Raw genomic sequence first — 19,677 nt, forward strand, 5'->3', positions numbered from 1 at the left:
AAAATATGAAAAAAATAAATTTTATTAATAGAACAATTCATACAAAAAATATTTTTGTTGGAATTTTTTCAATAATGTTATTTATATCCTCATGTTCCAGTGAGCTAGATATTAATAACGACCCTAACGCACCAACGATAGTGCCTAATTCAACATTACTAACATCATCTGAAGTTAATTTAGGATACATCATTGGAGGTGAAGCAACACGTATGCCAGCCAATATTGTTCAATATTACGCTGGACACAGAGGACAACCTCTTGAATATTCACGTTATGATATAACACCCGCTTCTACTGACGGATTATGGACAAATATGTACAATTTACTTGCAGATCTAAAAGCTATAGAAAATAATACAGCAGAGACCAATGATAAATTATACTTAGGAATATCCCAATTATTACAAGTATATAGTTTTAGTGTTTTAACTGATGCTTTTGGAGACATTCCTTACAATGAAGCATTACAATTATCAGGTAATATAAATCCAGCCTATGACAAACAAGAAGCCATTTATGATGCTTTATTAGTAAATGTTGACAAAGGTATAGCAAATGTAATTACTAACTCGGGATCAAATCCTGGAACAGCTGATGTTATATATAATGGTTCAGCTGCAAAATGGGCTGCTTTTGGAACTTCACTAAAGCTTAGATTATTAAATCATTTAAGTTTAAGAAGACCAACTCTAGCTTTAGCATATTTACAAACGAATCCGACTTTAATTATTAATTCAACAAATGATGCAAAAGTAGTATTTGGTATTAGCGCCTCGAACGCTAATCCAATTTTTCAATTTGATGTTTTATCTGGGAGAAAGGATAACGCAATAGCAAATACTATTGTTAATAAAATGAAATCTTTATCTGATCCTAGAATTCCTGTATATTTTAAACCAGTTAATAATGGTGCTTTAGCAGGTCAATTCTTAGGAAACATTCCTGGTGATGATAACGATGATTCTGGTGAAAACTTATTTTCTAGAACCGGATCAGCATATGCTTCAACAAATTCTCCAGTAGTACTAATAAGTGCTGCTGAAGTAAACTTTATTAAAGCAGAAATTTATTTTAGAGCTAATGACGCAATAAATTCTGAAATTAGTTATAAAAATGCAATTACAGAAGATATGAATTCTTTAGGCTTAGGATCTTCTGCATCTAGTTATTTAACAAATCCTTTAGTTACATACAATAACACCCTACAGAGAATAATGGAGCAAAAATGGATTACCATGTTCCAAGGAGCATATGAATCTTTTGTTGATTGGAGAAGGACTGGCTATCCAGTATTATTACCTTCAGTCAACAACAGAACTAGTAATAACATACCTGTAAGACTATCATATCCTCAAATTGAGATTAATGTAAATACGGCTGCTCTCAAGGCAGGGCCAGGCATTCCATTACCTTATGTCTCGTTAAGTAATAAGGTTTGGTGGGATTTATAAAAACCCTAAATAACAAAACCACCACTTTAAAAAGTGGTGGTTTTTTTTATATCTTTGCACCATGGAAAAAGAACATCAAATATTTGGGATTAGAGCAATAATTGAAGCCATCCAAGCAGGGGCAACAGTAGACAAAGTATACATTCAAAAGGAAGCAAGCAGCGAACTAATGAAGGATTTAATGAAAGTAATGAAGAGAGGTAACATCAACTTTTCTTACGTTCCTGTTGAAAAACTTAATAGGCTAACACCGAACAATCATCAAGGTGCTGTAGCCACAATCTCTCCTATTTCCTTTTTTGACTTGGAATCTTTAATTGAATCAGTAATTGAAAACGGAAAAAAACCATTGTTTTTAATTTTAGATCAAATATCTGATGCTCGTAATTTTGGCGCCATTATTCGTACCGCTGAATGCACAGGCGTAAATGGTATCATCGTTCAAAAAGCAGGATCTGCGCCAGTTAATGGTGACACGGTAAAAACATCTGCTGGAGCTGTATTTAATATTCCTATTTGTAAAGTGGAACACATTAAAGACGCCATTTTCTTATTGCAAGCTAGCGGAATTAAAACTATAGCTGCAACAGAAAAAACAGATAAAAACATTTACGATATTACTCTGAATGAACCTGTTGCTATCATTATGGGGTCAGAAGATCGTGGGGTTAATCCATCGGTTTTAAAAATCGTAGATGAAAAAGCAAAACTACCTATGTTTGGAACAATTGGTTCGCTGAATGTTTCTGTAGCATGTGGTGCTTTTTTATATGAGGCCGTAAGACAAAGACAATAATTCTATTTTATACTTTTTCATAAAGCAATAAATAGTATATAAAATATTAAAAGTGAATTAAGACTCCGGTTTTGATTCACTTTTTTCGTTAGAAATAATTTCATACGATACTGGAATGTTAGAAAAATAATAAGTTAGAATGACCTCATCCTCTACTACTGGAAGATTTACAAAATTGCCGTTTTCATCAAAACGCTGCATAAATTCATCTTCTTCAGAGTTATAATCTGGTTTTTCCCAATCGTATTTAGGTACCTTTTTATACTCTGGTGTTTTATAAATGATAGATAAAATAAAACCTGCTAATAATCCAGATAAATGCCCTTCCCAAGAAATAGACTTTTCACCGGGTACATCTGGAGTTGGAAAAATGTACCAAACTAACCCACCGTAAACAATGATTACTGTAAGTGAAAGAGCAATAAGCCGAATGTGCTTTGTTTGAATACCTTTGAAAAAAATAAAACTAAACAAGACATATATTAAACCACTTGCACCAATATGATAATTTTCTCTTCCAATGCTCCACGTTAATATCCCTGAAAGCAAAATGCCGCAAAGCACAACTTTTAAGGATTGTCTGGGATAAAAAAACTGCAATGCTGCCAAAAGAACTAGTAATGGGAGTGAATTGTTATATAAATGTTCTGAATCAGCGTGAATAAAAGGGCTAAAAACAACACCTTGCAATCCAGAGAAAGTCCTAGGATAAATTCCGTTTTGAATAAAATCATAATCAAAGCGGACTTCTAACCAAAAAACAAGCCATATTACAACCACAAAAATTAATGGTAATATAACTACAGCATTTGTAAATTTAAAATCCTTATCCATTTAGTAAATATCATCAATCAATATTTAATTGGTTTCAAAAATATAGCCAAAGCCAAATAAATGCTAATTTGTCATAGTTAAAACCAAAAAAGACAATTATAAACAAATACTTTAGCCCAGATTGCAGAGAAAATCCTTTTCTTTTTGTTGATTGCGAGGAACGAAGCAATCAATAAAAAAGAAAAGATTGCAACGGAAAGCTGGAAATAGCTCCAAGAAATAAAAAGAAAGGTTATTTTTACCGATGGTAATTTTTAATTTAAAAATTAAAATTTAATAATAAATGGAAGCACCCCTTGCAGAACGCATAAGACCTCAAAAACTACAAGATTATGTAAGTCAATCTCATTTGGTGGGTACAAATGGCTCATTGACACAACAAATTATTAAAGGAATTATACCCTCTTTAATTTTATGGGGACCTCCAGGAACTGGTAAAACAACTTTGGCACAAATTATTGCTCAAGAATCAAAAAGACCTTTTTATATTTTAAGTGCTATTAATTCAGGAGTTAAAGATATTAGAGAGGTTATTGAAAAAGCCAAACAAAGTGGTGGATTATTTACAGCTAGAAATCCTATTCTTTTTATTGATGAAATTCATCGTTTTAGCAAATCACAACAAGACTCTTTATTAGCTGCTGTAGAAAAAGGTTGGATTACCTTAATAGGCGCAACAACAGAAAACCCAAGCTTTGAAGTTATACCTGCTCTTTTGTCCCGCTGTCAGGTTTATGTTTTGAATGCTTTTACAAAAAAAGATTTAGAATCTTTATTAGAGCGTGCCATGAAAACCGACAGCTATTTGGCTACAAAAAAAATTAATTTAAAAGAAACAGAGGCTTTACTGCGCCTTTCTGGTGGTGATGGACGAAAACTATTAAATATTTTTGAACTAGTCGTAAACGCTTCTAATGAAGACGAAATTATAATTACTAATGATCGAGTTTTTGAATTAGTACAACAAAATACAGTTCTATATGACAAATCTGGAGAGCAACATTATGACATTGTTTCTGCTTTTATAAAATCGATCCGCGGAAGCGATCCTAATGGAGCTGTTTATTGGCTTGCCAGAATGATTGAAGGTGGAGAGGATGTAAAATTTATTGCTAGAAGAATGCTGATACTAAGTAGTGAGGACATCGGAAATGCGAATCCTACAGCATTTATAATGGCCAATAATACTTTTCAGGCGGTTAGTACTATTGGCTATCCTGAAAGTAGAATTATCTTAAGTCAGTGCGCTGTGTATCTCGCAACTTCTGCCAAAAGCAATGCTTCGTATTTAGCAATTGGAACTGCTCAACAGTTGGTAAAACAAACGGGGGATTTGCCAGTACCTATCCATTTGCGCAATGCACCCACAAAATTAATGAAGGAATTGGGATATGGTGAAGAATATAAATATTCTCATGATTACACTAATAATTTTGCAGATCAAGAATTTTTGCCAGAAGGACTGAGCAACAATCCGATATATATACCTGGAAATAATTCAAGAGAAAATAGTATTCGTGAATTTCTAAAAAATCGTTGGAAGGAAAAATATGGATATTAATTTTTTATTTAAAGGAAAGAGAAGTCAAGAAAAAGAAAAGTAGAAAATTTAAAGTTCTACCGAATTAATTAACTGCTGGCGAATTTCTTTTAAATTATTTTCATTTATAAAATGATTATTAGTGTAAACTGCTTTAATCTCTTTTAATGCATTTAAGTCTTGAAGTGGATTTTTTTCTAAAACTATAAAATCTGCAGTTTTACCTACTTCTAAAGTACCATAATTTTCTTTAAAAAAGTTAGCAAAATTAGTAGTCGCCATCTTTAAAATGCTGAAATTAGATAAATCGGCATTTTTAAGTAATTCCATCTCATCTAAAATAGTTGATCCAGCCATCATAAACTTTGAGGAAGCATCAGGGCTTAGAATCATTTTTACGCCTGCTTTATCTAGTTTTTTTATAATTATGTATTTTGCCTCTAATGATTTTAATTGTTTTGTAACTTCAGTCTGATATGCTTCGTTGCCCATTTTTTCTCTATACGCTTTTGTCTCTGAAATCCATTTGTCCATCATTACTTTTGAAACAAATTCCATTCCGCATAAGTTTCTTAGCTCCTCTAATGAATATCTACCCGAACCAACATTATACCACGAAAGAGTAGGACAAATTACAATTCCTTTATTTTTAATAATATTAATTCTAGCATCAATCTTATCATCAGTTTCGCCTGACAAACCTCCTAAATGTTCAAAAGAATTATAATTTGACGCAAAAATAGTTTTATCTTCTAGCTGATTTCCAATTGAAACAAATGGAAAATGACCACTAATTGAAAAATTATACTTTTTACAAACACTATCTAATTGCTTAAAAAAAACGTCATTTTTAAGACTTAAAACTTTAAGGAATTCAAATCCATTCTCTTTTGCGGCTTTTACAAAAGATTCTATCTGTTCTAAGTTTAAATCAGAATTTCTTGTAATAGGTGGTGGAGAAAGATATAATTTTGGATAATAACTATCGATGCTATTATACTTATTTCTCCATTCTTTATGCATCCAATCCCCACGCATAGAACGTAACTTAGTCACACCATTAATCAAATTCAATTGCAAAATTCTTTCCATTTCCGGCTCTGTCTCAGGAAAATGAACATGAGCATCTGCGAGTGAAGGCATTATAAATTTTCCTGTACCGTCATATATTGTAGCATTCTTGTCTTTAATTTTCTTCGTTTTACCAATAGAAATTATCTTCCCATTTTGTACAATTACATCTTGATTTTTCACTACTTCATCTTTCGTCATTGAAATAACAGAAACATTAGAAACTATAAAATTCCTGGTCTCATTAATTTTATTCTGTGCCAGAAAGAACATTGATTGAAATACAAATAGAAGAGTGAACATTTTTTTCATGGAGAACAAGAATTTAATGAAAATAAACTTTAGCAAAAATAAATAGATAATTATATAAACAATGTGTCTAAAACTTAATATTTAATTTCTCAGAAACAAGTTTTTCATTCTGATAATATTCAAAAAACCATTGATTATCTTTTAGAATTAAAGAACCTTGTAAATTATCTTTCATTGCAATAAAAGAATTGGGCTGTGATGTTTTCATCAATTTCATTACTACTTTTGGCGTACTATCAATCAATTGATATCCCGTTGGTGTAACTTGTGCATACAATAAATTTTTATCGTTTAGTACCACAGCAGTCTGATTACTTTCATTAACTATAGTCTGATTAGTAGCGTTGTTAGCAACAATTTCCTGACTAACATTTGTTTTTGTTTTATTAGAAGTACCGTTAAACTTATAATTCAATTCATTAACCGATTGAAAAGCTTCGTTGAGAGCTTGCGTGTAAGCAGTTTGAAAATCTTTATCTTTACTCCTACCTATTTTAGATTTAAAAATTACATTATCATTACAATCTTTGAGCGTTATAAAAAGCTTTGTTACTAAAAAACCACTTTCCTTTTCTACATCTGCATATAGTAAACTGCAACGATCGTTATACTCTGCTGGCATACTTTCTTTAGCGTAAAAAGATTCAAAACCTGCTTTGGTAAAATAAAACTTCGTAATCGTGTTCAATCGATATTGATTTTCGGATCTTAAAAAATTAAATTTTAATGGAACAATAACCGCACTATAATCATTTACAGATTGCGCATAAGAAAAACTAAACGCGAACATTAGCAATAATAGGATTAACTTTTTCATAATTTATAAATATTTTTTTAGTTCTAATAAATGATTAATTTGCTTGATATGATTCTCAATAATAGTGTTGTTTTCATTAAAAAAAATTGCATCTAAACCTGCATCTAAAGCACCTTTTACATCTGCTTCTAAACTATCACCAATCATAATGCTATTTTCTTTTTTTGCTTTTGCTAAATCTAATGCGTAATCAAATATAATAGGATTAGGCTTTTTTACGCCAGCCATTTCTGAATTAGTAACGGTTAAGAAATAAGGCGTTATTTTAGAATTATTCATTTTTTTAAATTGAACTTCAGCAAAACCATTAGTTATAATATGCAAATTATATTTTGACTTGAGGTAGTCCAACACTTCTATTGTGCCATCAAAAAGATGGTTGTTATCTGGTAAAAACTGAATATAATCCTCTGAAATCTTATCAATTTCTTGATCAGAAATAGAATAATTTATAGCATCAAAAGAATTTTTTAATCTATTGTAACGCAATTCTTCATGCGTAATTTTATCATATTGGTAAAGTCTCCAGCATTCTTGATTTATTGGAATGTATTTTTCGATAAATTCTTTAGTTTCTATTTTTGGATGATTTCTGTTAAAAATCTCTTCAAAAGTCAACTCTGAATTTTTATCAAAATCCCATAGTGTATGATCTAAATCAAAAAAAACATCGGTTATGTGTGGTAATTTCATTTTCTATTTTTAAAATATTCCTTCGTCTGCAAAACTAAAATAGCTAGATTCCGCTACTATCAGATGATCAAGTACTTTTATTTCTAAACTGTCACCTGCTAATTTTAATTTTTTAGTAATTTGTTTGTCAGCCTCACTAGGAATCAAAGTTCCTGAAGGATGATTATGGCATAAAATTAATGCCGTTGCACCCATTTCGAGTGCTGTTTTAAAAACAATTCTCACGTCAACTAATGTTCCCGTGATTCCGCCTTTACTTAATTGCGATTTTGAAATTACCTTATTTGAATTATTCAAATAGACAATCCAAAACTCTTCATGAGGCAATTCTCCGATAATAGGTTGCATTATTTCAAAAATAACTTTACTAGAAGTCACTTTTTTTAATTCTACAGCTTCTTCGGAACGTCTTCTTCTCCCTAATTCTAAAGCTGCGATTATTGATATTGCTTTTGCTTCGCCTATCCCTTTAAAAACCATTAATTGTGTAATTGAGAGTTTGCCTAAAGCATTTAAATTACAATCAACACTTGCTAAAATTCGCTTACTTAAATCAACTGCCGATTCGCTTCTACTCCCCGATCCGATCAATATCGCAATTAGTTCCGCATCACTTAAAACACTTTTACCTTTCAGCATAAGTTTTTCACGTGGCTTGTCATCTTCGGACCAATTGGTGATAGGAAAAAAGGAATTTTCAGCCATAGTATTTTTTATCTTTAATTCAATTTATCCTTTTTAGTTCACAATTATTTGCTTTACCTCATCAAAATTTAAGCCTCCATAATTCCCTGAACTCATTAATAGCAAAGCTGAGTTGTCAAAATTTTGTTTGAATAAAAACTCCTTAAATTCAACAGGATTAGTATAAATTATTAAATCTTTACGATTAAAAGCAGTAGCAATTTGATCATAACTCACTTCATCCAACTGCTTTATTTTTACAGCATCTGGTGAGTAAAAAACAACTGCTGTATCTGCATATTCTAATGCGCCTTCATATTCCTTTAAAAACTCAGCATTCAAACTGCTATAAGTGTGCAATTCTAAACAAGCTATTAAGGTTCTATTTGGATATTGTTCTTTTACTGCTTTAGTGGTCGCTGCGACCTTACTAGGAGAATGCGCAAAGTCTTTATAAGCTACTTTAGTTTTGCTTTCTGCTATTTTTTCTAAGCGTTTTGATGCTCCTTTAAAACTAGCAATTGCTTCATAAAAATCAGCTTCATCGACTCCCATATTCTGGCAAATCCATTTGGCTCCAGCTAAATTATTTAAATTATGAGCACCAAAAACTTCTATTGGCATATCGCCTTCAGGTGTTTCTAATAAAGTGACACCTTCTTCAACTGAATAATTTGGAGTATGATACGCCATTTTCCTAATTGGATTTATTGCCGCTTCTGCCACACGTTTTACCTCAGGATCTTCTTCGTTGTAAACTAAAATTCCACCATTAGTAATTTTGCTAATAAAAATTTCAAACTGCTCTACATAATTCTCATAGGTCGGGAAAACATTGATGTGATCCCAGGCAATTCCAGAAATCAAAGCTATGTTAGGTTGGTATAAATGAAATTTTGGTCTTCTATCAATTGGTGAAGACAAATATTCATCTCCTTCTAAAACTATAAAATCATTTTCTTCTGTAAGATGCACCATCGTATCAAAACCTTCTAATTGTGCACCTACCATATAATCAACAGCAATATCATGATAATTCATTACGTGTAAAATCATTGATGTAATTGTAGTTTTTCCATGAGAACCACCAATTACGACGCGTGTTTTATTTTTAGATTGTTCGTATAAGAACTCGGGATAGGAATAAATTTTTAATCCAAGTTCCTGAGCTTTTAGTAATTCAGGATTATCAGCTTTTGCATGCATTCCTAGGATTACAGCTTCTATATTGGCCGTTATTTTTTCAGGAAACCAACCTAATTCAGCTGGCAAAATTCCTTTTTTATCTAATCTGGATTTTGAAGGTTCAAAAATAGCATCGTCACTACCCGTAACTTGATATCCTTTATTATGAAGAGCTAATGCTAAATTGTGCATGGCACTTCCGCCAATAGCTATAAAATGTGTACGCATTCTAATTTTTTTGATTTAAATTTTATTATTAAGAGGAGTGATAACTATCTCGAATTTTTTTTATTATAGACTTCTAAAACAGATTTTGCCTTATCTGGTTGTTTCATTTTATTTTTATAGAGATTAGCTAATTTATAATAACTTACTTTAGAACCCGTAAGTTCAATCGCTTTTTTGTATTGTTTTTCTGCTAATTCATATCTTTTAAAAAATTCATCTATGTGTCCTCTTGACAAATAACCATCTACGGTTGACAGTTGCATTAATTCGTTTGAATATTTGATGGCTTTTGATTCACTTCCGCCAACAATTCCGGGTAACTGAATATACAATTCGATCAAAGCCCATCTTGACTCAATATGTTTGGGGTTTAAACTAATTGCTTTCTCAAAAGACTCTTTGACTTCATCAATCATTCCTAAGGCTTTAAACTTATTAGAATCTTTAGCTTTCATTCCTAAAGCACCTCCATACTTATAATAATAATTGGCTTCTAATGGTTTTAACTCTTTTAATCTTTTATAGTATGCTATTGCTTTATCCCATGATTTGTTTTGGCCTGCAATATCTCCTAAATATTCTATTGTTTTTAAATCTCCCGAATTAGATTTTAGGTACAACTCAAAAAGTGCTTGTGCTTGCTCAAATTTTTCCTCCTGAAAAAATTTTTCTGCTTTTTCAAAGTTAGATTGTGACCACATCAGAAAGGGTATCAATAAAAAAATTATATGTTTCATTGTTCAAAAATAACGAAATTAATAATTGAAATGTATTTTACACACAAAAGGTTTTATATTAAAAAAGCCTCTTAACTTGATTTAAACACAAGGTAAGAGGCTTTTATTATTTTAGACTAAATTTATTTTACTATTGTCATTTCATCGATAATATGCTTTGCTCCAGCATATTTATCTATTATCCAAAGTACATAACGAATATCAACACTAATAGTTCTTTGTAATTTTGCATCAAAGATTACATCACCAGCCATAGCTTCAATATTTCCATCAAAAGCAATACCTACTAATTCCCCTTTACCGTTTAATACCGGCGAACCTGAATTTCCTCCCGTAATATCATTATCAGTCAAAAAGTTTACTGGCATATATCCAGCTTTATCAGCATATTGTCCAAAATCTTTAGCCGCATTCAACTCTAATAATCGAGCTGGCAAATCAAATTCTTGGTCTCCTGCTTTATACTTTTTAACCATTCCAGTCATTGTAGTATAATTGTTCACAGTAGCATCATTGCGTTTGTCTGCAGGCAAAGCACGCACTTTTCCGTAAGTTAATCTCAAAGTAGAGTTAGCGTCCGGATATTTTATTGAATTCATTTTAGATTCACGTAAGCCTTCAACTAAATTACGGAATGCAATTGCGAAATCATCATCTGCTTTTAATTGCTCAGGAGTTTTAGCTCTCATTTTTAATGATAACTCATTTGAAACAACATATAATGGATCATTTGTGATATTTTCTGGTTTTGGATCTTTCATAAAAGCCAAAACACTTTCTTTAGTAGCAAAAATACTTTTGGCCACAGCGTTATTCACATAAGTAGTAAAATCACCTTTATTGTCTTGACTTAATTTGGCAATACCTTCAGGAAGTCCGTAAGCAGCACCTTTTGATGTATATAAATTCAATTGTGCTGCAAATACATCTTTTTCTAAAGGAGCATAAAAATTACCATAAACGTTTTCAATAAACTGATTTAATTTTGGAAGCATTTCAGTCTTCTTTGCGTCGTTTTCCTTATAATAAGAAATCAAAGCATTACCTAAATTAGCAGGAGCAGCTCCGTATGCAGCTGTTCTCATTAATTGACTTAAGTAATTATCATGGCTTGATTTTAAATTTGTTTGAGCGTAATAATTATTAATGGTAGCGATCACAGTACCATATTTCTCTTTATTCGCTTTTTTATTAGCCCAAGCATTAAATTTAGCTTCTTCTTTAGATTTGGTAACAGCTGTACCCGCTTTAGTCAAAGCATCAATCATTCCTTGACGATTTTTCCAGTAATTGGCTGTCGAAGCATATTTAGATGCATACTCTAATTTAACAGTTTCATCCTTGTCCATGTAAACCTTCATTCTATCCATTCCGGTTTTGGCACCTTCAACCCATGCTGGATAAGCAAATTTTACGTTTTGCTCAATTCCTCCTGCAGGCATCCAACGGTTGGTACGTCCTGGATAACCTAAAATCATAGCAAAATCATTTTCTTGAACCCCTTTGATACTTACTGGTAAATAATGTTTAGGTTGTAATGGCACATTATTTTTAGAATATTCTGCTGGATTTCCATTAGCATCAGCGTACACTCTAAACATAGAGAAATCAGCTGTGTGTCTTGGCCACTCCCAGTTATCAGTGTCTCCACCAAATTTACCTAAACTTTCTGGTGGTGTTCCAACTAGACGAACATCTTTGTAATCTTGATAAACAAAATAGTAATATTCATTTCCTTGAAAGAAAGGACGAACAGAAACGGTATATTTTCCTCCATCACTATTTTCTTTTTCGATTAAAGCCATTTCTTGCTGAATCGCTTTATTTCTTTCTGCTTCTGTCATTTTATCATTTACTTTAGATAAAATTCTTTTAGAAACATCATCCATACGAACAAAGAAACGTACGAATAAAGACTTTGGTTTCATTTCAGCACTTTTATCTTTTGCCCAAAAACCATTTTTTAGATAATTTTGCTCTTCAGAAGATAGTTCTGCAATTGCATCATATCCACAGTGGTGATTCGTTAAAACTAATCCTTCTTTAGAAACCATTTCGGCAGTACAACCACCATTAAACTGTACTACAGCATCTTTCAAACTATGATTATTGATACTGTAAATTTCTTCAGCAGTAAGCTGTAAACCCAATTTTTCCATATCTCTATGGTTCAATCTTTCGATAAACATCAAAAACCACATTCCTTCATCTGCTTTTGCTGGAAAAGCCACGAGACACATGGTAAAGAATAAAATTATTTTTTTCATAATGTAACTATTTTTTTGTTGTGCGAATATAAATCATTTTCGCAATCTCGACCTCTCTTTGCCAAACAAACATTAGTATCAGATGTTATTTTAATATAATTTTATGAATTTAATAATTTTACATAAAAAAAGGCACTCTATTTCTAGAGCACCTTATTATGAAAATTTAGCAATTATTCATTCAACATTTTCCATAATTTGTCTTTTAATTCGGTCAAACCTTGTTGGGCTATAGACGAAATAAACATATAGGGAACACCTTTGAAAGAAACATCTAATTCTGCTTTTAATTCTGCTTTCAACTCTTCATCGAGCATGTCACATTTAGAAATTACAACCATACGTTCCTTATCTAACATCTCAGGATTGTATTTTGTTAACTCATTCACAAGAATATCATATTCTCCTTTGATGTCTGGAGTATCCACAGGAACAAGAAAAAGCAAAGTTGAATTTCTTTCGATATGTCTTAAGAAGTAATGACCTAATCCTTTACCCTCAGCGGCTCCTTCAATAATTCCAGGAATATCCGCAATTACAAAAGATTGAAAATCACGATAAGCTACAATTCCTAAATTAGGTTTTAAAGTAGTAAAAGGATAATCTGCAATTTTTGGTTTAGCAGAAGTTAAAACAGATAATAAAGTTGATTTTCCAGCATTAGGAAAACCTACTAAACCTACATCTGCTAATACTTTAAGCTCTAAAATAACATCCATTTCTATTCCAGGCAAACCGGGCTGAGAATATCTTGGCGTTTGATTGGTTGAACTTCTAAAGTGCCAGTTTCCTAAACCACCTTTACCTCCGCGAGAAAGAACTTGTTTCTCACCATCATCTGTTATTTCAAATAGGATTTCACCTGTTTCTTTATCTTTCACTACAGTACCTAATGGTACCTCGATATACTTGTCATCTCCATCAGCACCCGTACTTCTATCACCACTACCATCTCCCCCATTACCTGCTTTAATATGTCTTGCAAATTTTAGGTGAAATAAGGTCCAAAGTCCTTTATTACCAACTAAATAAACGTGACCACCACGACCACCATCACCACCGTCCGGCCCACCTTTTTCAATAAATTTTTCTCTATGCAAATGCGTTGATCCTTTCCCCCCTTTTCCGGAAGAAACAAATATTTTTACGTAATCTACAAAATTCCCCTCTGTCATTTTTTCTACTATTCAATTTTCAACTATACCTATAAAACTCATTCTGAGCTTTTAATCGCTATAAAACTATTATTACATTTGTAATGCTTTGACCATTACTTTGTCAATCTTTACACCATCCATATCAATTACTTCCAACTCAAACTTTTGCCAAACCAGCTTTTCGCCTTGTTTAGGAATACGGGACAATTCAGTCATTATTAATCCGCTTACCGTCGTGACTTCATAATCATTAATTAATTCATCCAATTCAAAATAAGTCAAGAAATCATGTAATGAATAATGCCCATCTACTAACCAAGTTCCATCTTCTCTTTCTATTAACTGAAAATCATCTTTATAAAACTCAGCAGCATCACCTACCAATGCTTCTAGAATATCATTTAGGGTAATTATGCCCTGAAAAACACCATATTCATCTGATACAAATGCGTAATGAATCCCTGATTTTTTAAAATTTTCTAAAGCAACATAAGCGGTTGTTTGCTCCATCATAAAAGGAGCCTCTGTCATTATATCTGCTAAGTTGAAATTTTCATTTTCAAAATGAGCAAAAATATTTTTTAAATTCACTACACCTACTATATCATCATAATTGCCATTATAAACGGGATAAATGGAGTGCAATTCTTTTAGCATATACTCTTTAACTTCCTCTTTATTTGAATTTAAAGGCAAAAACATAACCGATTTTCTATGGGTCATCAAAGAGTTTATTTTTCTGTCGCCAATATGAAAAACGCGCTCTACAATATCTTGTTCAATTTCTTGTACTTCACCACCTTCGGTACCTTCTTTAATAATTGCTTTGATTTCTTCCTCTGTGACTTTTCCGTCAGCAGTAGGTTTTATTTGCAATATATCTAACAAAAAATCTGTAGAATGTGTTAATAACCAGATAAAAGGAGCCGTTACGATAGAAACTATTTTCATTGGCAGCGCCACCGCTTTTGCAATTGCTTCTGGATGATTTAAACCTATTCGCTTAGGCAACAATTCCCCTAAAACTAGAGAGAAAAAAGTCAGTATTACTACAACAAGACCAACAGCAACCGGATGCGCATATGGTTTTAAGACTTCAAATCCTTGTATAAAAATCTCAACGTCTTTTGTTATTTTGTCACCACTATAAATACCGGTAAGAATTCCGATTAGGGTAATTCCTATCTGTACAGTTGACAAAAATTTGTTTGGCGAATTTGCCAAGTCTAAAGCTATTTTTGCGCTTTTGTTTCCTTTTTTTGCTGCAGTTTCTAATCTATTTTTTCGTGCTGAAATCAAGGCGATTTCGGACATGGAGAAAACCCCATTTAGCAGTATCAGAAAAAATATTATTACTATTTCCAAGTTATTATTTTGATTCGTTTAGTTATTCTCATTCGATTTTTCGTTTTTTAAAATCGAGTTTTTAATTATTCCTTATTTTAGCCCAGATAGCAGTGCAAAGCCCGGAATTTATAAAAAGTAATTTTCTTGACATATAAGAGCGACCACAGGAAGCTCCTTTTATGGCTTAGAAAACACGTTTTATAAGTGAGGACTTGCAACGTAAAGCTGGACAAAGCTTCTATAAATTATCGATTACCTTACTTACTCTATCTGTAATTTCAGCAATAGAACCTATTCCATTTACAGCGTGAAACTTTCCTTGAGCTTGATAATAACTCATTAAAGGAGCTGTCTTTTCATTATATTCTTGGTAGCGATTTCTGATTTTTTCTTCATCTTGATCATCAATTCTACCACTTGTTTTTCCTCTTTCTAACAAACGCTGCACTAAAACCTCATCATCAGCTTCGAGTGCAACTGTTGCAGCAACTTTTGAACCTAATGAAGTTAAAAATACATCTAAAGTTTCTGCTTGAGCAATAGTTCTTGGGTAACCGTCAAATAAAATTCCGTTTGTATCCAAATGTTTATTGACCTCATCAATCAGCATTTTTGTAGTTAGTTCATCCGGAACTAAATCTCCGGCATCCATGTACACTCTTGCTTGTTTGCCTAATTCTGTATCGTTTTTTAAATTAAAACGGAATACATCGCCAGTTGATATGTGCGTTAATTTATATTTTTCTTTCAAAAACTCAGCTTGAGTTCCTTTACCAGCTCCTGGTTTTCCAAATAAAACAATATTAGTCATGTTGTGGTTGTATGGTTATTCTTTTAGTTTATATACTTCTGGTAAGTTTCTTCCTAAGCCATCGTAATCTAAGCCATACCCGACGATAAACTTATTAGGAATTCTAATCCCAACATAATCTATTTTTATGTCCTTGGTATACGCTTCTGGCTTAAAGAAAAGTGTTGCTATTTTAAAATGTTTTACATTTTGTTTTTTAAACAATTCTTTCAGCTCCACTAATGTGTTTCCCGTATCTACGATGTCTTCAATGACAATAACGCTGCGTCCTGTTAAATCTTGGTTCAAACCAATCAACTGTTTTACAACGTTTGTAGTAGCGGTTCCTTCATAAGATGCCATTTTTATAAATGAGACTTCACATGGTTTTTTGTATAGTTTCATAAAATCAGAAACCACCATAAAAGAACCATTTAATACCCCTACAAAAACTGGCGTTTCATCTATAAAATCATCTTCTATTTGAGCAACCATTTTAACCAAGGCAAACTCAATTTCTTGCGCAGAAATAAACGGAACAAATTGTTTATCGTGAAGTTGTATCATTTTTTAATGTTTAAAATAATGGGCAAATATAGCAATTTCTGAATTGAGAATTCAGTTTTAAAACCATAAGAATACCGTACATTTGAAAATAACTTGCTTTTTAGTCATTTATGAATAGTGAACTTTATACAAAAATAGCCAATAGCACCGCACATAGAGCCAGCAGAGACGAAAATGCAGAACATATTTTAGCAAATATCTATTTACTTCCTGACTTGCTTGAAATAGCTTTGCATGTTGGTGACAAAAATCACCACAAAGCTTGCTGGATTTTAGAACTGGTACTAGAAAAACACCTTTTTTTACTAGAAAAATACCTTGATGTATTTTGCAATAGCATGTCTAAATATACTAATCAAAGTGCTATGCGTTCAATCTCAAAAATAAGTATGTTTTTGTCTCAAAACGGCACACTAACTCCTTTTCAAGAACAAAAAATTACTGAAAATTGTCTAGACTGGATTATTAACGACACTACAAAAACAGCAACAAAAGCGTATGCTATAAGGAGTTTATATGCTCTTAGCACGAAAAACCATTCTATTCTTGTTGATTTAAAGCGGATCCTTATTGATGACTATCCTAAAAACTCATCGGCATACAGGGCAGTTGCTAGAGAAATTTTGAAGAAAATTAAATAGCATTTTTGGATTCAATCATTATAAAGTATCTTTGCTCAAACATACAACTACACAATGAATTATTTTTCTTCTGATTTCAAATTAGGAATTCTTGGGGGCGGACAACTGGGTAAAATGCTTTTGTTTGACACTCGAAAATTTGACATACAAACTTACATTCTTGATCCAAGCGACGAAGCGCCCTGCAAAATTGCTTGTGACACTTTTATTAAAGGTGACTTAATGGATTTTCAAACAGTTTACAATTTTGGTAAACTAGTCGATGTTTTGACTTTCGAAATTGAATTAGTTAATCTTGAAGCTTTAATAAAACTAGAAGAAGAGGGATTAAAAGTATATCCTTCTCCAAAAACATTACAATTAATTCAGAACAAAGGAGTTCAAAAGGATTTTTATACGCAACACCAAATACCGACAGCAAATTATAAGCGATTTAAAGACATAAAAAGCTTAATCTTAGCCATCTTAGAATCTCAAATAACATTACCATTTGTATGGAAATGCACTGAATTTGGCTACGACGGAAACGGTGTAAAAGTTATTCGGGATATAACTGACTTAGACAATTTAGCCAATGTAGAATGCATTGCCGAAGAAATGATTCCTTTTAAAAATGAATTAGCGGTTATTGTCTGTCGTTCCCCGTCAGGCGAAATAAAAACCTATCCGGTAGTCGAAATGGAGTTTCATCCAGAAGCCAATCAAGTAGAATATGTAATTTGTCCGGCTCGAATTGATACAAAAGTAGCTGATAAAGCAAGAGCAATTGCGCTACATGTTTCGGAAAAATTCAATCATGTTGGATTACTAGCTGTGGAAATGTTTCAAACAGAAGAGGACGAAATTATCGTAAATGAAGTTGCTCCTCGCCCACATAATTCTGGACATTATTCTATCGAAGCCAGTTTTACGTCTCAATTTGAAAACCATTTACGGGCTATTTTAGATTTACCTTTGGGAAATACAGACAGTAAAGTGGCAGGAATTATGGTGAATCTAGTTGGTGCAGAGGGACATTCTGGAAATGTAGTTTATGAAAACATCGAAAAAATAATGAGTTGGAACGGAGTTACACCTCATATTTACGGCAAAAAACAAACGCGTCCTTTTAGAAAAATGGGTCACGTTACTATTGTAAATGCTGATATTGTAGAAGCCCGACGAATTGCAGAAGATGTAAAGAATACAATAAGAGTGATTAGTCAAAAATAAACAGTCAAAAATTTTACAGATTTGATTTCTGAAATTTTTGTACAAAAAATAAAAAATAAAATGAAAGTAGCCGTAATAATGGGCAGTATCTCAGACATGCCCGTAATGCAAGAAGCAATCGATATATTAAAATCATTTGAAATCGAAGTAGAAGTTGATATTGTATCGGCACACAGAACACCAGAAAAATTATTTGATTTTAGTCAAAATGCGCACAAACGTGGCATTTCAGTAATTGTAGCTGGAGCTGGAGGCGCTGCGCATTTGCCAGGAATGGTTGCTTCAATGTCGCCACTTCCTGTAATTGGTGTTCCTGTAAAATCTAGTAATTCTATTGACGGTTGGGATTCTGTTTTGTCTATCCTACAAATGCCAGGTGGTGTTCCCGTAGCGACTGTAGCGCTGAATGGTGCTAAAAATGCCGGAATATTAGCCGCTCAAATTATTGGAAGCAACAACGCTAAAGTTTTAAACCGAATTATTGCATACAAATTAGAGTTAAAAGAAGCCGTTATCAAAGCTTCCAAAAGTTTGATTAAATAAAACCATAACTCTCCTCCTAATTTTATTTGTAAAATGTAGGACAATCATTTTATATACAGAAAAGGCTTCCAATAACAGGAAGCCTTTTTTATTTTATAATTTCAAGGAGCTAAACTTCTTCTATTACTTCCTCTAATACACTTTCGAATTCTGAACTAATCAGATCTTCGTTGTTTATCCAATTTTCAGATGTTACTAAAGTATAATTTAAATTGTCAGTCGTGTTCAATTCCCAAATAATCCCTTCTGCTTCTGGAAAAGGTATGTTTTGCGTCATTTGATCGTCAAACAATCGCTTGATTAAATTTCGATCAGACAAACCATTATTGAGTAATTTAAGTACATTTTCTTTGGTTAAGACTTTTGTAGCCTCATTTTGTTCGGGTTGCATCGAGAAATGAACTACTGAAGCTTTAGCATTTGGAAACTTCCCGTTGTATGCCTTAAACAACAATTGATTCGTATGGAATAATCTTCCTTGCATGTGGATTTCAGGATATTCCTCACACACTTTATCAATTAGCATATTATGTGCAATTTGCTGTATTTGCCCTTCGTTTAATTCCTCAGAGAATTTATATGCCAATACTATTTCAGCCGCTTCACTAGGTTCGTAATCAGAAATAGCCATTTCTAACAATTCAGGCAAGTTTTTTTTCTCTGCAGTTGCACCATCAGGATAATTAAATTTATCTAACAATTGAATCAAATCTTGATCTGACCAATATCCTTCCACTTCATTTACCGTATCAATACGCTTTATTATAACTTGATAATTCATACTTATATTTTAAAATTATTT

At 32.4% G+C, this 19,677-nt stretch carries 19 protein-coding genes; 6 read left to right on the forward strand and 13 right to left on the reverse strand.

The genetic code is table 11. The features are described from left to right. Positions 1-5: 5 nt before the first annotated feature. Together MW871_RS06435 and rlmB are read left to right on the forward strand one after the other, a co-directional pair. The gene (locus MW871_RS06435; protein WP_248427984.1) at positions 6-1,454 is read left to right on the forward strand and encodes a SusD/RagB family nutrient-binding outer membrane lipoprotein; all 1,449 of its coding nucleotides are present in this window, start codon (positions 6-8) and stop codon (positions 1,452-1,454) included. Positions 1,455-1,515: 61 nt separating this feature from the next. Then, entirely contained in the window at positions 1,516-2,250 is a 735-nt protein-coding gene (rlmB, locus tag MW871_RS06440) for a 23S rRNA (guanosine(2251)-2'-O)-methyltransferase RlmB (RefSeq protein WP_188049955.1), read from the forward strand. Between the two features lie 57 nt (positions 2,251-2,307). Here rlmB and MW871_RS06445 read toward each other — a convergent pair whose 3' ends face one another. Further along, positions 2,308-3,084, reverse strand: coding sequence for a rhomboid family intramembrane serine protease (locus MW871_RS06445; RefSeq protein ID WP_248427985.1), 777 nt, complete (start codon positions 3,082-3,084; stop codon positions 2,308-2,310). Between the two features lie 283 nt (positions 3,085-3,367). Between MW871_RS06445 and MW871_RS06450 the strand changes: the two genes are divergently transcribed. Continuing rightward, a complete protein-coding gene (locus MW871_RS06450; protein WP_248427986.1) occupies positions 3,368-4,645 on the forward strand; it encodes a replication-associated recombination protein A in 1,278 nt (425 codons plus the stop codon). A 48-nt stretch (positions 4,646-4,693) separates the two neighbouring features. On the opposite strand, the gene MW871_RS06455 is transcribed toward MW871_RS06450, so the two are convergent. From MW871_RS06455 to hpt, 11 genes are all read right to left on the reverse strand, one after another. After that, positions 4,694-6,007 carry an amidohydrolase family protein gene (locus MW871_RS06455; protein WP_248427987.1) on the reverse strand — a complete coding sequence of 438 codons (1,314 nt, stop codon included), beginning with the start codon at positions 6,005-6,007 and terminating at the stop codon, positions 4,694-4,696. Between the two features lie 67 nt (positions 6,008-6,074). Next, on the reverse strand, positions 6,075-6,824 hold the full coding sequence (locus tag MW871_RS06460) for a hypothetical protein (RefSeq protein ID WP_248427988.1): 750 nt from the start codon (positions 6,822-6,824) through the stop codon (positions 6,075-6,077). Positions 6,825-6,827: 3 nt separating this feature from the next. Beyond that, positions 6,828-7,517, reverse strand: a complete 690-nt coding sequence (locus tag MW871_RS06465) for a YjjG family noncanonical pyrimidine nucleotidase (RefSeq protein WP_248427989.1) — start codon at positions 7,515-7,517, stop codon at positions 6,828-6,830. Between the two features lie 9 nt (positions 7,518-7,526). Then, complete coding sequence (radC, locus tag MW871_RS06470) at positions 7,527-8,222, reverse strand: RadC family protein (RefSeq protein ID WP_248427990.1); 696 nt, start codon at positions 8,220-8,222, stop codon at positions 7,527-7,529. 33 nt (positions 8,223-8,255) lie between these two features. Beyond that, positions 8,256-9,614: a UDP-N-acetylmuramate--L-alanine ligase gene (locus tag MW871_RS06475; RefSeq protein ID WP_248427991.1), complete on the reverse strand. Its 1,359-nt coding sequence runs from the start codon at positions 9,612-9,614 to the stop codon at positions 8,256-8,258. 44 nt (positions 9,615-9,658) lie between these two features. Then, on the reverse strand, positions 9,659-10,351 hold the full coding sequence (locus MW871_RS06480; RefSeq protein ID WP_248427992.1) for a tetratricopeptide repeat protein: 693 nt from the start codon (positions 10,349-10,351) through the stop codon (positions 9,659-9,661). Between the two features lie 122 nt (positions 10,352-10,473). Continuing rightward, entirely contained in the window at positions 10,474-12,618 is a 2,145-nt protein-coding gene (locus MW871_RS06485) for a S46 family peptidase (RefSeq protein ID WP_248427993.1), read from the reverse strand. A gap of 173 nt (positions 12,619-12,791) precedes the next feature. Next, positions 12,792-13,793 carry a GTPase ObgE gene (gene obgE / locus MW871_RS06490; protein ID WP_188049945.1) on the reverse strand — a complete coding sequence of 334 codons (1,002 nt, stop codon included), beginning with the start codon at positions 13,791-13,793 and terminating at the stop codon, positions 12,792-12,794. Between the two features lie 72 nt (positions 13,794-13,865). Next, entirely contained in the window at positions 13,866-15,140 is a 1,275-nt protein-coding gene (locus MW871_RS06495) for a hemolysin family protein (protein ID WP_188049944.1), read from the reverse strand. Positions 15,141-15,360: 220 nt separating this feature from the next. Beyond that, positions 15,361-15,933, reverse strand: coding sequence for an adenylate kinase (locus tag MW871_RS06500; RefSeq protein WP_248427994.1), 573 nt, complete (start codon positions 15,931-15,933; stop codon positions 15,361-15,363). A gap of 15 nt (positions 15,934-15,948) precedes the next feature. Then, a complete protein-coding gene (gene hpt, locus MW871_RS06505) occupies positions 15,949-16,479 on the reverse strand; it encodes a hypoxanthine phosphoribosyltransferase (RefSeq protein WP_248427995.1) in 531 nt (176 codons plus the stop codon). A gap of 110 nt (positions 16,480-16,589) precedes the next feature. On the opposite strand from hpt, the gene MW871_RS06510 reads away from it, so the two are divergent. The 3 genes from MW871_RS06510 to purE are packed head-to-tail and all read left to right on the forward strand — an operon-like array spanning position 16,590 to position 18,875. Beyond that, positions 16,590-17,120, forward strand: coding sequence for a hypothetical protein (locus MW871_RS06510; protein WP_248427996.1), 531 nt, complete (start codon positions 16,590-16,592; stop codon positions 17,118-17,120). A gap of 54 nt (positions 17,121-17,174) precedes the next feature. Further along, positions 17,175-18,332, forward strand: a complete 1,158-nt coding sequence (locus tag MW871_RS06515; protein WP_248427997.1) for a 5-(carboxyamino)imidazole ribonucleotide synthase — start codon at positions 17,175-17,177, stop codon at positions 18,330-18,332. Positions 18,333-18,392: 60 nt separating this feature from the next. Next, positions 18,393-18,875, forward strand: a complete 483-nt coding sequence (gene purE / locus MW871_RS06520) for a 5-(carboxyamino)imidazole ribonucleotide mutase (RefSeq protein ID WP_248427998.1) — start codon at positions 18,393-18,395, stop codon at positions 18,873-18,875. A 109-nt stretch (positions 18,876-18,984) separates the two neighbouring features. Here the strand turns inward: purE and MW871_RS06525 are convergent, their stop codons facing one another. Continuing rightward, positions 18,985-19,656, reverse strand: a complete 672-nt coding sequence (locus MW871_RS06525) for a hypothetical protein (RefSeq protein WP_248427999.1) — start codon at positions 19,654-19,656, stop codon at positions 18,985-18,987. Positions 19,657-19,677 lie beyond the last annotated feature (21 nt).

The organism is Flavobacterium pygoscelis, assembly GCF_023162025.1.
GTDB classification, from domain to species: Bacteria; Bacteroidota; Bacteroidia; order Flavobacteriales; family Flavobacteriaceae; genus Flavobacterium; species Flavobacterium pygoscelis.

What these genes read in the sequence shown, in the direction of transcription:
- MW871_RS06485 (WP_248427993.1), bottom strand. Translation starts at nt 12,618, where the DNA reads ATGAAAAAAATAATTTTATTCTTTACCATGTGTCTCGTGGCTTTTCCA.
- MW871_RS06525 (WP_248427999.1), bottom strand. Translation starts at nt 19,656, where the DNA reads ATGAATTATCAAGTTATAATAAAGCGTATTGATACGGTAAATGAAGTG.
- MW871_RS06480 (WP_248427992.1), bottom strand. Translation starts at nt 10,351, where the DNA reads ATGAAACATATAATTTTTTTATTGATACCCTTTCTGATGTGGTCACAA.
- MW871_RS06465 (WP_248427989.1), bottom strand. Translation starts at nt 7,517, where the DNA reads ATGAAATTACCACACATAACCGATGTTTTTTTTGATTTAGATCATACA.
- MW871_RS06510 (WP_248427996.1), top strand. Translation starts at nt 16,590, where the DNA reads ATGAATAGTGAACTTTATACAAAAATAGCCAATAGCACCGCACATAGA.
- MW871_RS06445 (WP_248427985.1), bottom strand. Translation starts at nt 3,084, where the DNA reads ATGGATAAGGATTTTAAATTTACAAATGCTGTAGTTATATTACCATTA.
- MW871_RS06460 (WP_248427988.1), bottom strand. Translation starts at nt 6,824, where the DNA reads ATGAAAAAGTTAATCCTATTATTGCTAATGTTCGCGTTTAGTTTTTCT.
- MW871_RS06515 (WP_248427997.1), top strand. Translation starts at nt 17,175, where the DNA reads ATGAATTATTTTTCTTCTGATTTCAAATTAGGAATTCTTGGGGGCGGA.
- purE (WP_248427998.1), top strand. Translation starts at nt 18,393, where the DNA reads ATGAAAGTAGCCGTAATAATGGGCAGTATCTCAGACATGCCCGTAATG.
- MW871_RS06435 (WP_248427984.1), top strand. Translation starts at nt 6, where the DNA reads ATGAAAAAAATAAATTTTATTAATAGAACAATTCATACAAAAAATATT.
- hpt (WP_248427995.1), bottom strand. Translation starts at nt 16,479, where the DNA reads ATGATACAACTTCACGATAAACAATTTGTTCCGTTTATTTCTGCGCAA.
- MW871_RS06500 (WP_248427994.1), bottom strand. Translation starts at nt 15,933, where the DNA reads ATGACTAATATTGTTTTATTTGGAAAACCAGGAGCTGGTAAAGGAACT.
- radC (WP_248427990.1), bottom strand. Translation starts at nt 8,222, where the DNA reads ATGGCTGAAAATTCCTTTTTTCCTATCACCAATTGGTCCGAAGATGAC.
- rlmB (WP_188049955.1), top strand. Translation starts at nt 1,516, where the DNA reads ATGGAAAAAGAACATCAAATATTTGGGATTAGAGCAATAATTGAAGCC.
- obgE (WP_188049945.1), bottom strand. Translation starts at nt 13,793, where the DNA reads ATGACAGAGGGGAATTTTGTAGATTACGTAAAAATATTTGTTTCTTCC.
- MW871_RS06450 (WP_248427986.1), top strand. Translation starts at nt 3,368, where the DNA reads ATGGAAGCACCCCTTGCAGAACGCATAAGACCTCAAAAACTACAAGAT.
- MW871_RS06475 (WP_248427991.1), bottom strand. Translation starts at nt 9,614, where the DNA reads ATGCGTACACATTTTATAGCTATTGGCGGAAGTGCCATGCACAATTTA.
- MW871_RS06455 (WP_248427987.1), bottom strand. Translation starts at nt 6,007, where the DNA reads ATGAAAAAAATGTTCACTCTTCTATTTGTATTTCAATCAATGTTCTTT.